An 18265-nucleotide genomic window follows, 5' to 3' on the forward strand; every position below is an offset into this window, starting at 1 on the left:
GTGCGAATGCGCACAATCCGTGCAACTGGCTAGGTTGACGTGGCCGATGCGGAGCACGATATCTGCGGAGATGCAGATCGCCGCTGAAGGCCAGGATATGAACGCGCCAGACAAGAATCCCGCTGCCACACAGGCCGACGGCGTCGTCGACTGGCTGACCAACGGCACGCACGACCAGCGCTTCATCGACAACATCTTTGCCGAGATGTGCATCCGCCTCCAACAGGCCGGCATTCCGCTCAAGCGGTCGACGCTTCACGTCCGCATCCAGCATCCGCAATGGCTGGGCGCGCGTTTCATGTGGTCCGACGGCATGCGCGAGGCCGAGATCGGGCGGGTCGATTTCGATGTCAGGGAGCGGTCCGAATTTATCGGCAGTCCCGCCAACGAAATGCAGGATGGTGCGACCGAGATCCGCGAGAATCTGGAGCAGGATCCGGCGCTCGGCCGCAAGCACGCGCTTTATGACGAGATGCGGGCCAAGGGCCTGAGCGACTACGTGGCCTGGCCGCTCTATCACACCCTCGGCAAGCGCCATCTCGTCACCTTCGCCACCGATCGGCCCGGCGGTTTCGACGATTCGCATATCGCGGCGCTGAAGAAAGTGTTGCCGGTGCTGGCGCTGGTCAGCGAGATCCGCATCAAGAACCGCCTGGCGCGCACGCTGCTGGAGACCTATGTCGGCTCCCATGCCGGCGAGCTGATCCTTGCCGGCGCCACCCGGCGCGGCACCGGCACGACGGTGCGCGCCGCGATCATGATCTGCGACCTGCGCGATTTCACGAAGATCTCTGACAACTGGCCGCGCGACGACGTCATCGATCTGCTCAACGATTATTTCGACGCGATGTCAGATCCGATCACGCGGCATGGCGGGGAGATCCTGAAATTCATCGGCGATGGCCTGCTGGCGATCTTCCCGCTCAGCCAGCCCAACGCCTGCGCCAATCTGCTGCGCGCCGTCACCGAGGCCCGCCAGGCCATGGCCGCGCTGAACGAGCGGAACAAGGGCACCGGCCGCGCGCCGCTGAACTACGGCATCGGCGTTCATGTCGGCGACGTCATGTACGGCAATATTGGCTCGTCCAGCCGGCTCGACTTCACCGTGATCGGTCCCGCCGTCAACATGGCCTCGCGGCTCGAAGCTCTGACCAAGCAGCTGAAGAAAACCGTGCTGCTGTCGCGCGATTTTGCGGAGCTGGTGGAGCGCGAGTTCGAGCTCGAGCACGTCGGCAAACACGAGGTGCGGGGCTTCAGCGATCCGATCGAGTTGTTTGCGTATCCCACGACTTGATCGGCAACTGACGCGAGCGCCGTCGCCAATCTGCAAGTCCTGTTGCCAACGCGGGAGCGTACGATTACGCTTGACCTCAACTAGTCCAGGCGTTGCTTCGGTTGGCCGCGTTCATGCCCAAATTCCTTCGCATAGGAATCCATCAGTCGAACGTATCCGGATACACGTCGAAGGCGTGGTGCGTGCGGCGCGTCGGCTCGGCAGTGTTCCTGAAATGGGGCGCCGTAGAGGTCCAGGGCGCCGGTGCCAAGCGCAAGGTTTACTGGACGCACGTGCCGCAGGAGAAGACAGTTCGTTGCGGCACGGCACAGCGCGCGCAGGACTACACCAAATCCGCGATCGCGCGGCGGCGCAGCCATGATTATGAACCGTTGAGTGGTGCCATCGCGACCCGGCGCAAATCCGCCGATGGAAGCGCCGATCTCAAGCACGCGCTCGCCACCATCCTGATCGTCGACATCGTCGGCTCCACCGCGAAAGCCGCCAAGCTCGGCGACGCGCGCTGGAGCAAGGTGGTGAGCCTCTATTACGCGGCGGTCCGCAAAGAGCTAAAAAGTTCACGCGGCAAGGAGGTCGTGACGACCGGTGACGGCGTGCTCGCGACGTTCAAGGCGCCGGCCGCCGGCATCAATTGCGCGACCGCAATCCGAGAGGCCGTGCGCACGCTGGGGCTCGATATCAGGGTCGGCCTGCACGCGGGCGAATACACGATGAGTGGCGGCGAAATGGTCGGTCTCGCCTTCCACATCGGCACCCGTGTCGCCGCCAAAGCGCGCGCCGGCGAAGTCCTGGTCTCGAGCGCGGTGAAGGATCTGCTCGCGGCGCAATCCGAGATCCGCCTCAGGGATCACGGCAGCCATCAGCTCAAGGGCGTGCCGGCACGGTGGCGGCTGTATCGGGTGGAGAGTTAGGGCGCGAGGGCAGGTGCCGGCTCAACCTTCGCCCTGTCGTGGTTGCGCCGCGCCGACACCATGCTCTCCAGTTCGCGCCGAACGCGCTCGATGACGCTGGCCCAGTCGCCTCTTTTCGGCTGCCTGAACAGCCGCATGGACGAATACCACGGGCTGTCGTCGCGGTTGAGCAGCCAGCGCCAATCCGGGTTGAACGGCAACATCGTCCAGACCGGCGCGCCGAGCGCGCCGGCGAGATGAACGACGCTGGTGTCGACCGAGATCACCAGATCGAGGCAGGAAACCAGCGCCGCCGTTTCGCTGAAATCCGTAAGCTGCGCGGTCAGATCGAGGATGTCCTTGCGCTCGCCGAGGAAGTCGCGGTCCTGATCCCTCATACCTTTTTGCAAGGAGACGAACTGGACGTCGCAATCCAGGAGAGGCGCAAGCGTGCGCAGGGCGATCGACCGGTTGTGATCGTTCTTGTGACCTGGATCTCCCGACCAGACCAGACCGACGCGGAAGCGCGTGCGGGGGCCAAGCCGGTCTTCAAGCCGGTCTTCAAGCCGTTCTTCAAGCCGTTCTTGCCACGCCTTCATGCGCGCCGCCGGGGGCGCAGGAAGGAAGCCTTGCGCGGACGGGATCGTATCGAGCCGGGTGCCGAACGCCAGCGGCAGGCTGCCAAGAGGGCAGTGCAGGTCGAACGCTAGCGACGCCGCAGCTTCTCGGGAGGTGTATTCTGCGACCCCGGCGATACCAGCCAAAAGCTGCTGGATCGGAGGCCGGACCCCCAGGATGACTCGCGCCCCGAGCGCGGCCACCATCGGCACATAGCGCGCAAACTGGATGGAGTCGCCCAATCCCTCGTCGCAATAGAGCAAGATGGTCTTGCCTTTGATCGGCTGCTCGCCACGCCAACGCGGTTGGGCAAAGCCGAGATCGGCGAGGCCGAGAGACGACGCTTTCCAGCGCGCCTCGCGTCCCGCCCAGCCCCGTTCGAAATCTCCGGTCAGCAGCTGAAGCAGCGCGAAACTGAAAATCGTCGACGCACGGTTCGGGTCGATCGCCAGGGATTTGCGGAAGGCCGCGGACGCCTGATCCAGCAATTGCAGATCCAGCAACATCCATGCCTTGTTGGCAAGCGCTGCGGCAAAATCCGGACGGAGTGCGAGCGCGCGATCGATGCACGCAAAGGCTTGATCGGTTCGGCCAAGCTTCCAATGCAGCAAGCCGAGATTGTTGTGCGTTTCCGCCACGCTTGCGTCCAGCGCAATGGATTTCTCGAAGTCGGCCTCCGCGTCCGCGAACCGGTTCGCTTCCTGGAGGCAAATGCCGCGGATCCGGTACAGGGCTGCGGAGTTTGGATTCAATGTCGCGGCGGCGTCCAGGCATTCCAGGGCTTCCGCGTGCCGACCGAGATCGAGCAGCAGCCTGCCGCAATTCTCCGCGGCCTCCAAATATTGCGGATTGAGTACCAGCGCCTGCTGGAAGAGCAGCAGAGCCTCGTCCGTGCGCTTGAGCTGCCAGAGCTGATGGCCGAGGTAATTCGAGACGAGCGCATCCTCTCGTTTGAGGGGCAAGGCCTCGCTCTGGTGCGGCCGTGGGTCCGCCCGCCGCGCGGACACCAGGGCCTCCAGCTCGCGCCGAACGCTGTCCACGACGCTGGCCCAGTCGTCGCGCTTCGGCTGCCTGAACAGCTTCATGGACTGGTACCACGGGCTGTCGTCGCGGTTGAGCAGCCAGCGCCAATCCGGGTTGAAGGGCAGCATGGTCCAGACCGGAACGCCTAGCCCGCCTGTGAGGTGAACGACGCTGGTATCGACCGAGATCACCAGATCGAGACAGGAGACCAGCGCCGCCGTCTCGCTGAAATCCGTAAGCTGCTCCGTCAGGTCGACGATATCCTCGCGTTCGCGGAGGAAGGCGCGGTCCTGATCCCTGATGCCTTTTTGCAAGGAGATGAACTGGACATCGCAATCCAGCAGCGGCGCAAGCGCGTGCAGTGATATCGATCGATTGTGATCGTTCTTGTGACCCGGATCCCCCGACCAGACCAGACCGACGCGGAAGCGCGTGCGGGGACCAAACCGGGCGTCAAGACGGTCCTGCCACGCCTTCACGTGCTCCGCCGGGGGCGCGGGAAGGAAGCCTTGCGCGAACGGGATCGTGTCGAGCCGCGTCCCGAACGCCAGCGGCAGGCTTCCGAGAGGACAGTGCAGGTCGAACGCCAGCGACGGCGTCGACGATCGGTCGATACAATGTGCGACGCCACCCACGCCAGCCAGCAGCGACTGGACCGCAGGCTTGACCTCCAGGATGACCCGGGCGCCGAGCGCGGCCACGAGCGGCGCATAGCGCGCAAACTGAATTGAATCGCCGAGCGCCTCGTCGGCATGAAGCAAGATGGTCTTGCCTTCGAGCGGCTGGTCACGAAGCCAGAGAGCTTGAGAAAATCCGCGATCGATGAGGCCGAGAGACGACGCCTTCCAGCGCGCCTCGCGTCCCGATAAGCCCCGCTCGAAATCTCCGGTCAGCATCTGCAGCAGCGCGAGATTCCAGATCGTGTCCGCATTGCCTGGCTCGAGGGCCTGCGATTTGTGGAAGGCCGCGAAAGCCTCATCCAGCAATTGCAGGCTCCACAGCGCCCGCGCCTTTTCGTTGAGTGCTGCGGAAAAATTCGGGCGAAGTGCGAGCGCGCGATCGAAGCTCGCGAAGGCCTGCTCCATCCGGCCAAATCTCGAATGAAGCGTACCGAGGTTCTTGTGCGTCTCCGCCTCGCCTGGGTTCAGCGCAATCGATCGCTCGAAGTCGGCCTGCGCCTCCTCGAACCGGCCCAACCGCTGCAGGCAAAGTCCGCGCGTCTGATACAGCGGAGCGACATTCGGATTGAGCCTGGCGAAGATGTTGAAGCATTCCACGGCTTCTTCATACCGGCCGAGATTGAACAGCGCCTGGCCCTGCTTCGCAGCCTCCAGACTCTTGGCGGCCGCCAGATTTTGCGGCGCGACCTTCTGGGATTGTTTGGCCGCGGCTCGGCGTTCTTGACGGTTCATGTGGTGACCAGAAAAGGGGACGACGTCCCGTTGCGGCAATTTCTGGTGCGGAGCTGGTGTGAAGCTGGCGCGGCCTGACGCCTCCGAAGGAGTTGCGGCCGCCGCCGATCTGCCCGCCATCAGGCCAGTCGCGCTGCCGATCATCTGCCGAGCTCGCGTTTGACAAAGTCGACCTGGCGCCGCTACCTTCGGTCGCTTGCAAAAAAGAAGCACGTAGCGCAACTCGTGCATTGGCAAGCGGTTAACTGGTGTCATCGGCCGGTCACACGCGCCTTGATCGACACGAGGTCAGGGAGGACAAGTCATGAGCGACTTTGCGCTTTCGCGTCGTTCATTGATCGGAGCCGGTATCGGCGGTGCAACATTGGCGAGCCTCGGCGGCTTGCCGGCTGTGGCGCGGGAGTTGCGGCTGCGCATGTTCTGGTGGGGCGCCAAGGAACGGGCGGAGCGCACCGACAAGGTCAACCAGCTCTACCTGAGTAGCCATCCGGAGGTGACGATCGCCGGCGAGTCGCTGGGCTGGACCGACTACTGGGCGCGGCTGGCGACGCAAACCGCCGGTCGCAATGCAGCCGACGTGCTGCAGATGGATTACCGCTACATCTTCGAATATGCCCGGCGGGGCGCCCTGTTGCCGCTCGACGCTTACGTGCCCAAAGCCCTCAACCTGACGGATTTCAGCCCGGCCGCGGTCGACAGCGGCAAGGTCGATGGCAAGATCTACGGCGTCAGCCTCGGCCTCAATTCCACGGCGATGGTCTACGACAAGGCGCTGATCCAGAGTCTTGGCCTGAAAGAGCCGGTCTGGAACATGACGTGGAGCGAGATCGGCGATCTCGCCGCCGAGATCACCAAGGCCGCCAAGCGTGACGGCTTTACGGGCATGGAGGACGGCGGTCGTAACGAGCCGCTCCTCGAGGTCTGGCTCGCCCAACGCGGCAAGTCGCTGTACACCCCGGAAGGCAAGGTCGGCTACGACGAAAAGGACATGACCGAGTGGTTCGCGTTCTGGAGCGAGCTGCGTAAACGCGGCGCCAGTGCCGCGCCGGATACCCAGGCGCTCGACCGCGGCGAGATCGACTCGAACCTGTTGTCGTTCGGCAAGGTTGCCATGGCGTTTGCCCACTCCAACCAACTGGTCGGCTTCCAGGCCATCAACAAGAGCAAGCTCGGCCTCTCCACTTATCCCGATGGAGGAAAAGGCGCGAAACCCGGCCAGTATTTGAAGCCGGCCATGATGTGGAGCGTCTCGGCGCAGTCGAAACAAGCCGAGGCGGCGGTTCAGCTGGTCAGTTACTTCGTCGCCGACGCCGAGGCCGGCAAGGTGCTCGGTGTCGAACGCGGCGTGCCGCCGTCATCCGCGGTGCGCAACCTCGTGACGCCGACGCTCGACGACCTCAGCCGCGCCATGGTCGACTACATCAGCCTGGTCAGCGACAAGGTTGGGCCGTTGCCGCCTCCACCACCGCGCGGCGCGGGCGAGATCCAGAGCGTGCTGCGGCGCGTCAATGAGCAGGTCGGTTTCGGCCGTCTGACGCCCGCCGACGGCGCAAAGCAGTTTGTCGCCGAGGCGTCCGCCGTACTTGCCCGCGGATAGAAGCGGTGGCGGACACGCTGATCGACGCTGCGACATCCAGGCCGGCCCGGCCAGCTGCACGAGCGCCTGAATTGTCCTGGCGCGATAGTGCCACGGGCTATCTGTTTCTCGCGCCCTGGCTCATCGGGTTTTTCGGGCTCACGCTGGGACCGGCGCTGGTCTCGCTGTATCTGTCGTTCACGGATTACGACCTGTTGAGCAACCCACGCTGGGTCGGCGCCGCCAACTATGTGCGCATCGCGACCAGCGATCCCAAGTTCAGCGCGGCGATGCACGTCACCTTCATCTATGTGGCGCTGGCAGTACCGCTCAAGCTCACCTTCGCGCTCCTGGTGGCCATGATCCTGAACCGCGGCCTCCGCGGCCTGCCGCTGTACCGGGCGATATTCTATCTGCCGTCGCTGATCGGCGCCAGCGTCGCCGTCTCGGTGCTCTGGCGCCAGTTGTTCGCCGGTGACGGCCTGCTCAACCAGGCGCTGAAGCTCGTGGGCATTCATGGACCGAGCTGGATCTCCAATCCCGACACCGCCCTCTATACCTTGGTGGCGCTGAGCGTGTGGCAGTTCGGCTCGCCGATGATCATCTTTCTCGCCGGCCTGCGCCAAATTCCGAAGGATGTCTATGAGGCTGCTGAGATCGATGGCGCCAGCCGCAATCAGCAGTTCTGGCGGATCACGCTGCCGCTGCTGACGCCGGTGGTTTTCTTCAACGTCGTGGTGCAAACCATCGACGCCTTCAAGGCGTTTACGCCGGCCTTCATCATCAGCGGGGGCACCGGCGGCCCGATCGACGCGACGCTGTTCTATACGCTCTATCTTTACCAGGAGGCCTTTGCCTATTTCCGCATGGGCTATGCCTCCGCGCTGGCCTGGGTGCTGGTGGTGATCATCGCGGCCTTCACCGCGCTCTCCTTCCTGTCATCGCGCTACTGGGTGCATTACGATGGTTGATCTCGCAACATCGGATGAGATTTCGCACCCTCGCAATCGACGCGGCCGCGCGCTGATCTATCATGTCGTGCTGTGCCTCGCCTCGATCGCCATGCTGTATCCGCTGTTGTGGATGCTGGCGAGTTCGTTCAAGCCGGACAGCGACATCTTTGGCAACACCTCGCTATGGCCGCGCAACTTCAGCCTCGCCGCCTACTGGCGCGGCTGGTCCGGGCTGCAGGTGACCTTCGGAAAGTTCTTCCTGAACTCGCTCGTGGTTTCGCTGTGCAGCGTGGTCGGCAACGTGATGTCGTGCTCGCTCGCGGCGTACGCATTCGCCCGATTGAAATTCCGCGGTCAGAAATTCTGGTTCGCGCTGATGCTCGGCACCTTGATGCTGCCGTATCACGTGACGTTGATCCCGCAGTACATCCTGTTTCTCAATCTCGACTGGGTCGACACCTTCCTGCCGCTGATCGTGCCGAAATTCCTGGCGGTGGACGCTTTCTTCATCTTCCTGTTGGTGCAGTTCTTCCGCTCTATCCCGCGCGAACTCGATGAGGCCGCGATGATCGACGGCTGCGGGCCGTGGCGCATCTACTGGATCGTGATCCTGCCGCTATCGGTGCCGGCGCTTGCCACGGCCGCGGTCTTCACCTTCATCTGGACGTGGGACGATTTCTTCGGGCCGCTGATCTATCTCAACGACATGAATTCCTACACCGTCCAGCTCGGCTTGCGCAGCTTCGTCGATTCCACCGGCAAATCCGACTGGAGCGCCCTGTTCGCCATGTCGACACTGACGCTGCTGCCGCTGTTCGTCTTCTTCCTGCTGTTCCAGCGTCTGCTGATCGACGGCATCGCCACCACCGGGCTGAAGGGTTGACGGCATCGGACGCATCCCTGCATGGACTGCAAACCAAGGAAGAAAAATCATGAGCAAACTGCGTTTCGCCGCGATCGGCATCAATCACGCCCACATCTATGGCCAGGTCGATTGCCTGCTGCGCGCCGGCGCCGAGCTGGTCGGCTTTCATGCTCCCGAGGACGACCTGGCCCAGGCTTTTGCGGCGAAATATCCGCAAGCGCCGCGCGTGGCCGAGCGGGCGCGATTGCTCGAGGACAAGACCATCGCACTGATCCTCTCGTCCGGCATCCCCGCCGACCGCGCTCCGCTCGGCGTCGACGTGATGCGCCACGGCAAGGACTACATGAGTGACAAGCCGGGCATGACCTCGCTGGAACAATTGGCCGAGGTGCGCCGGGTCCAGGCCGAGACCAAGCGGATCTATTCGATCTGCTACTCCGAGCATTTCGAGACCCGTTCCACCGTGAAAGCCGGCGAACTGATCGCGGCCGGCGCCATCGGCAAGGTCATCAACACCGTCGGGCTCGGCCCGCACAAACTGAAAAATCTGCCGCGGCCCGAGTGGTTTTATTCGCGCGAACGCACCGGCGGCGTGTTGACCGACATCGCCTCGCATCAGTGTGAACAGTTCCTGTTTTTCGCGGACGCGCTCGATGCCAAGGTCGTTAGCGCGACGGTCGCCAACCGCGCCAATCCGGACCGGCCGCAATTGCAGGATTTCGGTGAAATGCTGCTGCGGACCGGTGACGTCACCGGCTACGTCCGCGTCGACTGGTTCACCCCCGACGGTCTGCCCAATTGGGGTGACGGCCGGATCACCATTCTGGGCACCGAGGGGTACATGGAGCTGCGCAAATATATCGACGTCGCCGGGCAGCCCGGCATCGATCATCTCATCATGGTCGACCGCGAGGGGGTCCACCGGATCGACTGCTCCGGTGTCGAATTGCCCTATGGCCGCCAGCTGATCTCCGACGTACTCGATCGCACCGAGACCGCGATTCCGCAGGCGCGCTGCTTCAAGGCCATGGAGCTGGCGCTCACCGCACAGGCGATGGCGGAAGGAAGGGCGTAAGCCATGTTGAAACCTATGTCGAAACTCAAGTCGAAACCCAAGACGGTCGCCGTTATCGGCTGCGGCATCGGCCGCAGCCATATCGCCGAGGGCTATGCGCGCTTGCCCGATCAGTTCGATTTGCAGGTGATCTGCGACCTCAGCCAGGAGCGCCTCACCACCGTCGGCGATGAGTTCTCGGTGCCGCGCCGGACCACCTCGTTCGACGAGGTGCTGGCCATGGGCGACATCGACATCGTCGATATCTGCACACCGCCAACGCTGCACTTTCCGCAAGTCATGGCGGCGCTCGCCGCCGGCAAGCAGGTGATCTGCGAAAAACCGCTTGTCGGCTCGCTGCACGAGATCGACCAACTCACCGCTGCCGAGACCGGGGCGCGCGGGCGCATCATGCCGGTGTTCCAATATCGCTTCGGCAATGGCCTGCAGAAGGCGCGGCGCATTGTCGAACTTGGCCTCGCCGGCAAGCCGTATCTCGCGACCGTCGAGACCGCCTGGCTGCGCGGCGCCAAATACTATTCGGTGCCGTGGCGTGGCCGCTTCGAGACCGAATTGGGCGGCGCGCTGCTCACCCACGCCATCCACGCCCACGACATCCTGACCTGGCTGATGGGCGACGTCGTTTCGGTGTTTGCGCGCGCCGCAACGCGCGTCAATGACATCGAGGTCGAAGACTGCGCGGTGGCGAGCCTTGTGATGGAAAGCGGCGCGCTGGCCTCGTTGGCCGCGACGCTGGGCTCGGCCCTGGAAATCAGCCGCCTTCGGCTGTGCTTCGAGCACGTCACCCTTGAGAGCTCGCTTGCGCCTTATGCCCCCGGCGACGATCCCTGGCAGATCATCGCCACCTCGCCCGAAGCCGAGGCGCGGATCGCCAAGGCGCTGGAAGGTTTTACGTTCGTGCCATCGCGGTTCGAAGGCTTGATGGCGGCCTATCATCAGGCGCTGGAAACCAACGGGCCGTTGCCTGTGACGCTCCAGGACGCGCGGCGTTCGCTGGAGCTGATCACAGCGCTCTATCACGCCGCGGAAACCGGCACGGCAGTGGCGCTGCCGATCGGCAAGGAGCATCCGAAATATGGCGGGTGGCGCCCGGGAGCAGCGACCGCGGCGGGGCGGTGAGGCTCGGAAAGCTTCCTTTTGGACTTACCTTCGCCCGAACTGCGACGCTTAGCTCGACAGCAGCGTGCGTGCGGCGCGGGCAAGGCGGCGACTGACGGTCTTCTGCCGAAGTGCCTCCGTCCAGTCGAACATGCTTGAATTGACATCATAGTCGCCCCGCTGGGCTTCCGGTATCGCACCGGCCACGACGCGTGCGATCAAGTGTGGCAATTCCCGATAGAATGCGTCCGAGCGATACGGTGGATGGAGCGAGTAGATCCCGGCTCCTGAACCGAGAAAGTCGATTCGGGAAAGTCCCTTGCGCATCATGGCCGCGGTGATGATCTCCTCGGCCGGCATCGACAGCGGCGACTGGCGGAACAATCTTGAGCGGATCCGGCGACGGAGATTCGGACGCACCAGGTCCAGCGCCCCGACCGCCGCATCGAACCGGTTTTGATCAAGAACGAAGATGCGCGTGCTCACGCTGCGAAAGCGGTAAGCCGGGTAGGCGGCGGCTAGCCGCTCGGGCGGTCGGATACCGGTCAACCCCGGGAACGCTCCATGCAAATCGCCGAGTGTGCCGTCAGCGCGGGGCGGACCAGGAAGTGGTCCGGCGAACAGCGCATCCGGCGTCGTCTTCAGCCAGCCGATCGCCTCCTCCAGCCAGACCTGGCTGCCGCCGCCGAACAGCATGTCGCTGTCCATATGCACCACATAGTCCGCGTCCGTCTTCAGCAGGCCGTAGAAATAGGCATGGAACGGTCCGCCATCGAAGGCTTTTTCCGGATAAGCGCGGCTTGTCGAGAAATAGCGCTGCCGCACGGCCTCGAGCGCCGCCGGCGAATAGTCAACCTCGGCAATTTCCGCCTTAGGCGACTGTCGCGCGATTGCCTCCAGGATTGCAAACAGGCGTCCGCGGCACTCGTCGTAGGCATGACCGCTGTAGCGGCCGCTCTTGCTCTGCTTGGTGTCAACCGTGAATACGATCCGATCGACCTGATCGCCCCATACGTCGAGCTGATGCGGAAGTGTGTGGACCGCATGGCGTACGTCCAGCGGATGCAAATTGATCTGAAGCGCGGATCTAACCTGCATCTCATCTCTCCTTGCCGGTGAACTGGTTGATCACGTCCGTGAACAGCTCGCGCCTGAATTTGCTGTCCAAGGGAAGCGGCCCGTTGGGTGCGTGGCGCTTGTATCCGCAAATTATCAAAGACGGCCTTCCGTGGCAGCCAATTCGCACTGCGTCGTTAATAAACCGCGGCAGATTCACCAACTTGGCTGGCGCTGCTCGATCACCACTTCGAGGCCCGACGCAGCGGCGTGCTCCAGTACGAAGGGGCGATGACGCGGGGAATCCTGCGGAGCGTCAATGACTGAGTAACCATTCTTGTTAAGGCAAACGCGCGCTGGGAATCTGCCGCGGGCTAACGCCGCAGTGCGCGCTGCAGATACGCGCCGAACTCCTTGCGCGGCCGTGGCAGGCCCTGGCCGCCAGCCTTGGCCAGCCCGGCTTCATGACCGGGACGCCGGGCTGTTAAATCCGGTGAGCGCCGGGAAGATCGAAAATTGACGTCTTCGGCAGGGTCCAGCCTCGCCGATCGAATATAAAATCACCGAACCCCCGTGCCTTTGCAGCGCTGGCACTTCACCACCTTGTCGCCCTTCTTGAGCAAGCCCTTGCCCTCACAGTTTTTGCATTTCTGTTTCTTCTTTATGTTCGGACCTTTTTCACTGACCATGGAATTCTCCTGCCGCGAGAGAGCGGTCAACGGATGCTTAGTATGGGCTGTGCCCGGCGAGGGCGATAGTCCGTCTTCGCTTCCGCTTCGCTCCAGCTACGCCGGACACGCATAGCCCGAAGGGCGAAGCGTGGTGGGCCCGGCAGGACTCGAACCTGCAACCGGACCGTTATGAGCGGGAGGAAAACGGCCGGCTGAATCGATGATTGGCGTAGAGCATCAGGGCCGTGCCGCCACCTAGCACCCAGTCGGGCACCGGCCGGCCCTGCTGCTCCAGGGCGGAAAGCCCATCGAGCGTTCGACCAAGCAGCCTAAGCCAGCCGCTCAAATGCGCTCTCCAATGCAGGGTTGGTTTCGCCAGTGGCCGACTTCATCGATCGATAAGCGGCAACCAAATCTCGAACGGGAATAGCGTGAAGCCGGGCGAACCTTAAGACAAGTTCAGGTCGTACCTCCGTGAAGAATGTGACGACATGTGCGAGCCAATTTTGCCAATCTCTCGATGTGAGGCGAGCCACAAGGTCAGCTGAGCTGATCGTCCGGCGGTACGGGGCGTTGGTTGTCCCGAGAACGAGTTGATCAACGTCCTTCGGCGCGGAGCCGCGGTTTGAAGCGCGTCCGACGCTCTTCGATTTCTTCGCTGGGCTTGCGCCATGGCGCTGAGCGAGGTCTCTGGTGTTCCCGGTGAGTGCCTCCGCCGCCACCCGTTGGGCGTCGATCCGCGACTTTAGCGCCAATACATCCTTGAGCTTCGCGCGGCGGTGCTTGCCGACATATCGGAAAGGCAGATCGCTGACGTCCATTCGATGGACGACGAGAGGTCGCGAGATTCCAAGGATATCTGCCGCGTCGTTCGGACTGAGTTCCTGATCCTCGGCGAGGATGGCGACGCGCTCTCCCTGGAGGAGATGGCCAAGTGCCGTCTCAAGCAGCGCCGCGGCCTTCAGCGGCAACCTGACGATCTGATCCCCGCCCGACTTGCGTCGGACCCGGACCTCGACCCGATCGCCCTTGCCGAGCTTGTCGAAGGCCTTGGCCGCCTTGCGGTCCTGGTCCGAGAACTCGACGAATTGCAGGACGTGGGTGGTCATGCGAGATCCTTCGAAGGAAATATATAGCTTGGAGCCTCTAACTGCAATATCTGAAATGTCTGCGGAAACGACGCTTTTGAGGCGCTCAAAAAGCCGGATCAGATCATTGAGTGCAGCGGGCTTGCTTTTCGAGTCCACGAGCGCGGGCCGGGATAATTGAGTGCACTGTCACCGTAACCCCGTCAAAACACGATCGACAAAGAACCGAATCTAGACACGCAGGCGAGCGACGCAGTTTCGGCCCCGATCCGGGCGAGGCAATTCAGTGTCGCTGTAGCGCCGGACGAAGGGTTTAGCGCACATTCACCGTAATGTCCGAATCTACGATTCGCCTCGAGAGGCTGTGGCAGGGTGTCTGTGACGCTGTAGGTTGCGGATTGCCAACGTATGGCGGTGGGCATGGGAGGCGAGGCGTTTCTGGTGCGGCTGCCCAAGAGGTGGTGCAACGAAACCCAATAACCCTGAATCCATTGGTGGGCCCGGCAGGACTCGAACCTGCAACCAGACCGTTATGAGCGGGAGGATAAGGTTGGGTTCGTTGATTTTGCTATGTCTCTGTTTGCTTTTGGTCGCATTCGTTGCGTTTCGTTCGCATTATTTCCGGTGCGAAATTGGCGCGGCTGCCTGATACGCTCGATGAGCGGACGGAAGTCGGAATGCTATTGCAGAATTGTCCATTATATGGTACATGTTCATTATATGGGGCGGTATGTCGGCTAGCGGTCCCCAAAAGATGCCCGTCGTGTTCTACCGCACGCGTGGCGGGGCGGAAGTCGTGAGGGACTGGCTGCGAAGCCTGGACGATGCCGATCGTCAAGCCGTGGGGCTCGACCTCATGCGCGTTCAATACCGCTGGCCAGTGGGCATGCCGCTTTGCCGCGCGCTGGGTGACGGCTTGTGGGAGGTGCGCACGTCGCTGCCAAGCAGCCGGATCGCTCGCGTCCTGTTCAGCGTGCAGCAGGGCCGCATTCTGGTCCTTCACGGGTTCATCAAGAAGACCCAGAAGACCCCGGCGGATGACTTGGCCCTGGCACGCCGCAGAAACCGTGAATTTGAAAAATGAAGGAGACCGACATGGCCGGGAAGAACGATGTGGTCAGAAAGAAGAAAGTCATCCGCTCCACCGCCAAGCTCACCACGCTCGATGATGTCCTCGGCGAGGAAGGCAAGCGCGACGAGTTCGAGGCCATCGCCGTCAAGGAAGTCCTCGCGTGGCAGATCGAGCAGGCGATGAAGGAGAAGAACATATCGCGCAACAACCTGGCCCAGCGCATGAAGACCTCGCGCAGCCAGATTGGGCGCCTGCTCGACCCCAAGGACGGCAATGTCACGCTGACCACGCTTCAACGCGCCGCGCGCATGGTCGGGCGGTCGTTGCGGCTGGAGCTGGTTTGAGAGGCGGCGCTCTGCTGTCGAATGCGTGCAGTCCATGTAGGATCGGATGACGTCTAGCAAGCAACCCGCATGAGCGAATATCAGTATTACGAATTTCAGGCGATCGATCGACCGCTCGATAATGCGGCGCAGGATGCTCTGCGGGCCATCTCGTCCCGGGCGCGGATCACCGCGACGAGTTTCAGCAATCACTACGAATGGGGGGACCTCAAGGGTGACCCCTGCAAGTTCATGGAGAACTGGTTCGATCTCCATCTCTATGTGGCGAATTGGGGCACGCAGCGGCTGATGCTCCGTATGCCGGCGCGGTTGGTGAAATGCGGCGACATCGACGGCATTATTCGCGAGGTCGATTGCGTTCGGGTATGGAACTCCGGAGATAATTTGGTCGTCGATATTCAACGTGACGAAGAGGGCGCCGACGACTGGGATGATGGCTCGGGTCGGCTTGCCGGGCTCGCGCCGCTGCGAAACGATGTGTTGTCGGGAGATCTCAGGCTGTTCTATCTGCTTTGGTTGTCGGCGGTTCAGGATGAATATGTCCCCGACGAGGACGTCGAACCGCTGCCGGGGATAGCTCCGCTGACTGGCCCGCTCGAAGCGTTTGCCGATTTTTTCTACATCGACCGGGATCTCGTCGCGGCGGCTGCCGAGGTTGGCGCAAATGATGGTGCAATATCCAGGGACGATTTGCAGACGTCGTTGGCGACGATTCCCGACCATGAGAAAACGAAGCTACTGCTGCGCGTTGTCGACGGAGATCCGTATGTGGGCGTCGAGCTCAGAGGCAGGCTTCGTGACAAAGCCCAGGCGCCGGCGACACGCCGTACAGCCGGCATCCTGCGAATGCGTGCGCTGAAGATCAGGGAAGCGCGTGAACGTGCCGACGCCGAACGCCGCGAAACGGAGCGGCGGCGCCAGGTGGCGGAGGCCGAGAAGGCGCGCCGCGTGCGGTTGAAGGCGCTCAAGCAACGCGGCGCGAACGTCTGGCGCGAGATCGAGGATGGGATCGAACGTCGCAACCCGGCCGGCTATGACCAAGCGATGGCCCTTCTTTCCGATCTTCAGGCGCTGGCCGAAGAAGAGGGATCTCAGGATGACTTCAGCAGCCGTGTCCGCGCGATCCGGGCGCGCCACGAGAAAAAGAGCAAGTTCATTGAGCGGCTGAACAAGCTTGGACGCGGCGATGGCGAGAGAACTGATTGACGCAGTTTGCGGGACAGTCCGTCTTCGCTTTGGCTTCGCTCCAGGTACGCCGGACTACGGAGTGCATTCAATTGACGGCACCTGCGATCGTTGCCGTGTGGCGCCGACCTGAGACTACTTGCGAACGTCGTGATCACGCCCGCAAGATGGTACCAAGGCCGAAATTGAGTGCACTGTCACCACAACCAGCCACTGTCACCGTAATCCTAATGGGTGTCACCGTACCCTCGTATGGCCGGTCAGTCATCTTCCCCTTCATCGGTGCCCTTCTGTCGTTACTTCTTCGCCTCGGCGGCCCAAAAATCGTACTGCGCCTTCGACTGAGTTGGCACGCTGCTCGCAGCGATCATTGATGTGAGCGCCGCAAACCGTTTGCGGCAACTTGGGTAATTATTTATCCGCTGTCCGATAACCGTTTTCGGCTGAGATCCAAAATTTAGTAGTATCGCGACTTCATTCGGCGAAAAGGACCGGATCATCCTATCGTACGAAGGAACTGCAGCGTTCGAAACGCCATAGGGATTTCCGATGGCGCACGTTGTTACCGCCTCGACCACGGCGTATTGGGCGCTGGCCGGCACGGCACTGCCGTTCATAATCTCAGCTAACCGTCGAGCGAAGGGGGGCTCGTTGTAAAAATTATTCATCGCATTGTGGACCGTAAGCAAATTTGAGCTTGCGGTAGTAAAAATCGCGTGCAGTTCGGCGTCGCCGAGCAGTGCTAGCAGGCCGAGGTTCTCAAAGAACTGCAAAGACGCTTTGCTTCTCTTGTCGTCGCCTTTCGCCTTATATTCTTGGTGGCGATCTATCAGGTCGGACTGAACTCTGGGAGAAAGTGTGGTCTTGAACGGCGCGAACACCTTTATCGCGTTTTGACGGGCTTCCTCACCAGATGCAGGGTCACAGTAGATTCCGTGAAAAGTTCCGAAAAGAGCGTTGCGTTGGGCGTCGAACGTTTGCTGCAAACGTTGAATCCAGGTGTTGAGTTGCTCTTGGGTGAAGCTGGACGCCTTGATCGCGGCGATGAAGGCCGGGATGTCCACACCGCGCGCGTTATATTCGTTCGATAACGCGTGCTTAGCGCAGCGGCTCAGAAAATTGAGGAACTCATCCTCGTCTAATGTCCCCATTGACGGGTGAGCGGCCGAAAAATTATTTCGTGTGGCCCGACATTGATCAAGGAAGAAGAATCCATCTTCCGATATCAAATTCAGTTTTAAGCAGAGGTTCAGTAGATCCGCATCCTTGAGGTCAAGCAGCGAGTCTTCGTCAAACGTATTTCCTGTAACGTGATGTACGACCGTCAACCCAAAACTTCGGACTTTATCGCGAAGTTCGGTTACCGCCGAATTCCAGATATAATTGATAGCGGCATCAAATAGGCCCGTTGAGACGGCCACGCACATTCGCACCATCGTCTCGTTTCTGTGATGCGGGGGAATTTTTTCCAGTAGCCGCGGTAGGTTTGACCAGGCGTGAGCAATCTGCGTGTCGCTAGCGAGCGATGTTCGGGCGACGCCGAGCGCCTTCGTTAGATCATTCAACATCTGGCCGGTAAGGGCGGTTGAGTTTGGCAAGGCTAGTGCTGTGGACGTCGATGCTATCGGAATTGACATCAGGTTGCTCGCTACAATTTTCGTGAAGTATCTTAGAGTAGCGCAACCTGTGGGGATACGAAAGCCGCTCCGGAGGGGCCGCGTCTGAACGCTGCGGGGCGTCGCGTGTGTTGGACATAACCACGTGGTCCGAAGGGCCGCGCCAAACGGCGTGGTGGGCCCGGCAGGACTCGAACCTGCAACCAGACCGTTATGAGCGGCCGGCTCTAACCATTGAGCTACAGGCCCCGCCGCGAGACGGCCGCGGGAAGCTGCGGCCGGCAACGGTGCGCGGTTCGTTTACAGGGCCGGGGGCGGAGGTGCAATGCCGGGTCTGGCGAACCGAAGACGTCGGCGCTGCCATCGAAGTATTCCGAATTACCGAATTTTGCGATGATGCCGTTATGCTCCTGTTTTGCCCGACGTGTC

General features: G+C 61.9%; 15 protein-coding genes, 2 tRNA genes and 1 pseudogene. 10 read left to right on the forward strand and 8 right to left on the reverse strand.

All coding sequences use genetic code 11. The features are described from left to right. Window positions 1–97 precede the first annotated feature (97 nt). Both YUA_RS0122995 and YUA_RS0123000 read left to right on the forward strand, forming a co-directional pair. Window positions 98–1294 (forward strand): adenylate/guanylate cyclase domain-containing protein, encoded by a 1197-nt coding sequence (locus YUA_RS0122995; protein ID WP_027532818.1) that lies wholly within the window; start codon window positions 98–100, stop codon window positions 1292–1294. Window positions 1295–1407: 113 nt separating this feature from the next. Next, complete coding sequence (locus tag YUA_RS0123000; protein WP_027532819.1) at window positions 1408–2205, forward strand: adenylate/guanylate cyclase domain-containing protein; 798 nt, start codon at window positions 1408–1410, stop codon at window positions 2203–2205. Here the strand turns inward: YUA_RS0123000 and YUA_RS47020 are convergent. Both YUA_RS47020 and YUA_RS52670 read right to left on the reverse strand, forming a co-directional pair. Beyond that, window positions 2202–4526: a tetratricopeptide repeat protein gene (locus YUA_RS47020; RefSeq protein ID WP_245285230.1), complete on the reverse strand. Its 2325-nt coding sequence runs from the start codon at window positions 4524–4526 to the stop codon at window positions 2202–2204. The two genes, YUA_RS0123000 and YUA_RS47020, sit on opposite strands and share 4 nt — an antisense overlap. Window positions 4527–4814: 288 nt before the next feature. Next, window positions 4815–5492 (reverse strand): annotated as a pseudogene (locus tag YUA_RS52670) (tetratricopeptide repeat protein); the annotation flags it as partial. A 49-nt stretch (window positions 5493–5541) separates the two neighbouring features. Here YUA_RS52670 and YUA_RS0123010 point away from each other — a divergent pair. From YUA_RS0123010 to YUA_RS0123030, 5 genes are read left to right on the forward strand one after another with little or no spacing between them, the layout of a single operon-like run. After that, window positions 5542–6834, forward strand: a complete 1293-nt coding sequence (locus YUA_RS0123010) for an ABC transporter substrate-binding protein (RefSeq protein WP_027532820.1) — start codon at window positions 5542–5544, stop codon at window positions 6832–6834. A 17-nt stretch (window positions 6835–6851) separates the two neighbouring features. Continuing rightward, window positions 6852–7784 (forward strand): carbohydrate ABC transporter permease, encoded by a 933-nt coding sequence (locus tag YUA_RS0123015; RefSeq protein WP_051383343.1) that lies wholly within the window; start codon window positions 6852–6854, stop codon window positions 7782–7784. Beyond that, window positions 7777–8649, forward strand: coding sequence for a carbohydrate ABC transporter permease (locus YUA_RS0123020; protein WP_035971673.1), 873 nt, complete (start codon window positions 7777–7779; stop codon window positions 8647–8649). Before YUA_RS0123015 ends, YUA_RS0123020 begins: the two co-directional genes overlap by 8 nt. 49 nt (window positions 8650–8698) lie before the next feature. Then, complete coding sequence (locus tag YUA_RS0123025) at window positions 8699–9706, forward strand: Gfo/Idh/MocA family protein (RefSeq protein ID WP_027532823.1); 1008 nt, start codon at window positions 8699–8701, stop codon at window positions 9704–9706. A gap of 3 nt (window positions 9707–9709) precedes the next feature. Next, on the forward strand, window positions 9710–10825 hold the full coding sequence (locus YUA_RS0123030; protein ID WP_245285232.1) for a Gfo/Idh/MocA family protein: 1116 nt from the start codon (window positions 9710–9712) through the stop codon (window positions 10823–10825). Between the two features lie 48 nt (window positions 10826–10873). On the opposite strand, the gene YUA_RS0123035 is transcribed toward YUA_RS0123030, so the two are convergent. The 4 genes from YUA_RS0123035 to YUA_RS52675 all read right to left on the reverse strand — a co-directional run bounded on the left by YUA_RS0123035 (window position 10874) and on the right by YUA_RS52675 (window position 13640). Further along, window positions 10874–11902, reverse strand: coding sequence for a hypothetical protein (locus tag YUA_RS0123035; RefSeq protein ID WP_027532825.1), 1029 nt, complete (start codon window positions 11900–11902; stop codon window positions 10874–10876). A gap of 518 nt (window positions 11903–12420) precedes the next feature. Next, window positions 12421–12549 (reverse strand): hypothetical protein, encoded by a 129-nt coding sequence (locus YUA_RS52350; RefSeq protein WP_256374932.1) that lies wholly within the window; start codon window positions 12547–12549, stop codon window positions 12421–12423. Window positions 12550–12680: 131 nt separating this feature from the next. After that, window positions 12681–12795 (reverse strand) — tRNA-OTHER (locus YUA_RS50100). Between the two features lie 65 nt (window positions 12796–12860). Further along, entirely contained in the window at window positions 12861–13640 is a 780-nt protein-coding gene (locus YUA_RS52675) for a hypothetical protein (RefSeq protein ID WP_063627813.1), read from the reverse strand. A gap of 733 nt (window positions 13641–14373) precedes the next feature. Here YUA_RS52675 and YUA_RS0123055 point away from each other — a divergent pair. The 3 genes from YUA_RS0123055 (at window position 14374) to YUA_RS0123065 (ending at window position 16241) form a co-directional block, all read left to right on the forward strand. Then, the gene (locus YUA_RS0123055; RefSeq protein WP_245285233.1) at window positions 14374–14703 is read left to right on the forward strand and encodes a type II toxin-antitoxin system RelE/ParE family toxin; all 330 of its coding nucleotides are present in this window, start codon (window positions 14374–14376) and stop codon (window positions 14701–14703) included. 11 nt (window positions 14704–14714) lie between these two features. After that, window positions 14715–15035, forward strand: coding sequence for a helix-turn-helix domain-containing protein (locus YUA_RS0123060; RefSeq protein WP_084292809.1), 321 nt, complete (start codon window positions 14715–14717; stop codon window positions 15033–15035). 69 nt (window positions 15036–15104) lie between these two features. Beyond that, window positions 15105–16241 carry a hypothetical protein gene (locus tag YUA_RS0123065; RefSeq protein WP_027532828.1) on the forward strand — a complete coding sequence of 379 codons (1137 nt, stop codon included), beginning with the start codon at window positions 15105–15107 and terminating at the stop codon, window positions 16239–16241. 275 nt (window positions 16242–16516) lie between these two features. Here YUA_RS0123065 and YUA_RS0123070 read toward each other — a convergent pair whose 3' ends face one another. Together YUA_RS0123070 and YUA_RS0123075 are read right to left on the reverse strand one after the other, a co-directional pair. After that, window positions 16517–17857 carry a hypothetical protein gene (locus YUA_RS0123070; protein ID WP_027532829.1) on the reverse strand — a complete coding sequence of 447 codons (1341 nt, stop codon included), beginning with the start codon at window positions 17855–17857 and terminating at the stop codon, window positions 16517–16519. A gap of 152 nt (window positions 17858–18009) precedes the next feature. Then, window positions 18010–18085: transfer RNA gene (locus tag YUA_RS0123075), tRNA-Ile, on the reverse strand. Window positions 18086–18265: the final 180 nt, after the last annotated feature.

Source organism: Bradyrhizobium sp. WSM3983, assembly GCF_000473045.1.
In the GTDB taxonomy this organism is placed as follows: domain Bacteria; phylum Pseudomonadota; class Alphaproteobacteria; order Rhizobiales; family Xanthobacteraceae; genus Bradyrhizobium.

Coding starts and splice junctions, on each gene's coding strand:
- YUA_RS0122995 (WP_027532818.1), top strand. CDS start 98: ATGAACGCGCCAGACAAGAATCCCGCTGCCACACAGGCCGACGGCGTC.
- YUA_RS0123000 (WP_027532819.1), top strand. CDS start 1,408: ATGCCCAAATTCCTTCGCATAGGAATCCATCAGTCGAACGTATCCGGA.
- YUA_RS0123010 (WP_027532820.1), top strand. CDS start 5,542: ATGAGCGACTTTGCGCTTTCGCGTCGTTCATTGATCGGAGCCGGTATC.
- YUA_RS0123020 (WP_035971673.1), top strand. CDS start 7,777: ATGGTTGATCTCGCAACATCGGATGAGATTTCGCACCCTCGCAATCGA.
- YUA_RS0123025 (WP_027532823.1), top strand. CDS start 8,699: ATGAGCAAACTGCGTTTCGCCGCGATCGGCATCAATCACGCCCACATC.
- YUA_RS0123030 (WP_245285232.1), top strand. CDS start 9,710: ATGTTGAAACCTATGTCGAAACTCAAGTCGAAACCCAAGACGGTCGCC.
- YUA_RS0123035 (WP_027532825.1), bottom strand. CDS start 11,902: ATGCAGGTTAGATCCGCGCTTCAGATCAATTTGCATCCGCTGGACGTA.
- YUA_RS52350 (WP_256374932.1), bottom strand. CDS start 12,549: ATGGTCAGTGAAAAAGGTCCGAACATAAAGAAGAAACAGAAATGCAAA.
- YUA_RS52675 (WP_063627813.1), bottom strand. CDS start 13,640: ATGACCACCCACGTCCTGCAATTCGTCGAGTTCTCGGACCAGGACCGC.
- YUA_RS0123055 (WP_245285233.1), top strand. CDS start 14,374: ATGCCCGTCGTGTTCTACCGCACGCGTGGCGGGGCGGAAGTCGTGAGG.
- YUA_RS0123060 (WP_084292809.1), top strand. CDS start 14,715: ATGGCCGGGAAGAACGATGTGGTCAGAAAGAAGAAAGTCATCCGCTCC.
- YUA_RS0123065 (WP_027532828.1), top strand. CDS start 15,105: ATGAGCGAATATCAGTATTACGAATTTCAGGCGATCGATCGACCGCTC.
- YUA_RS0123070 (WP_027532829.1), bottom strand. CDS start 17,857: ATGTCAATTCCGATAGCATCGACGTCCACAGCACTAGCCTTGCCAAAC.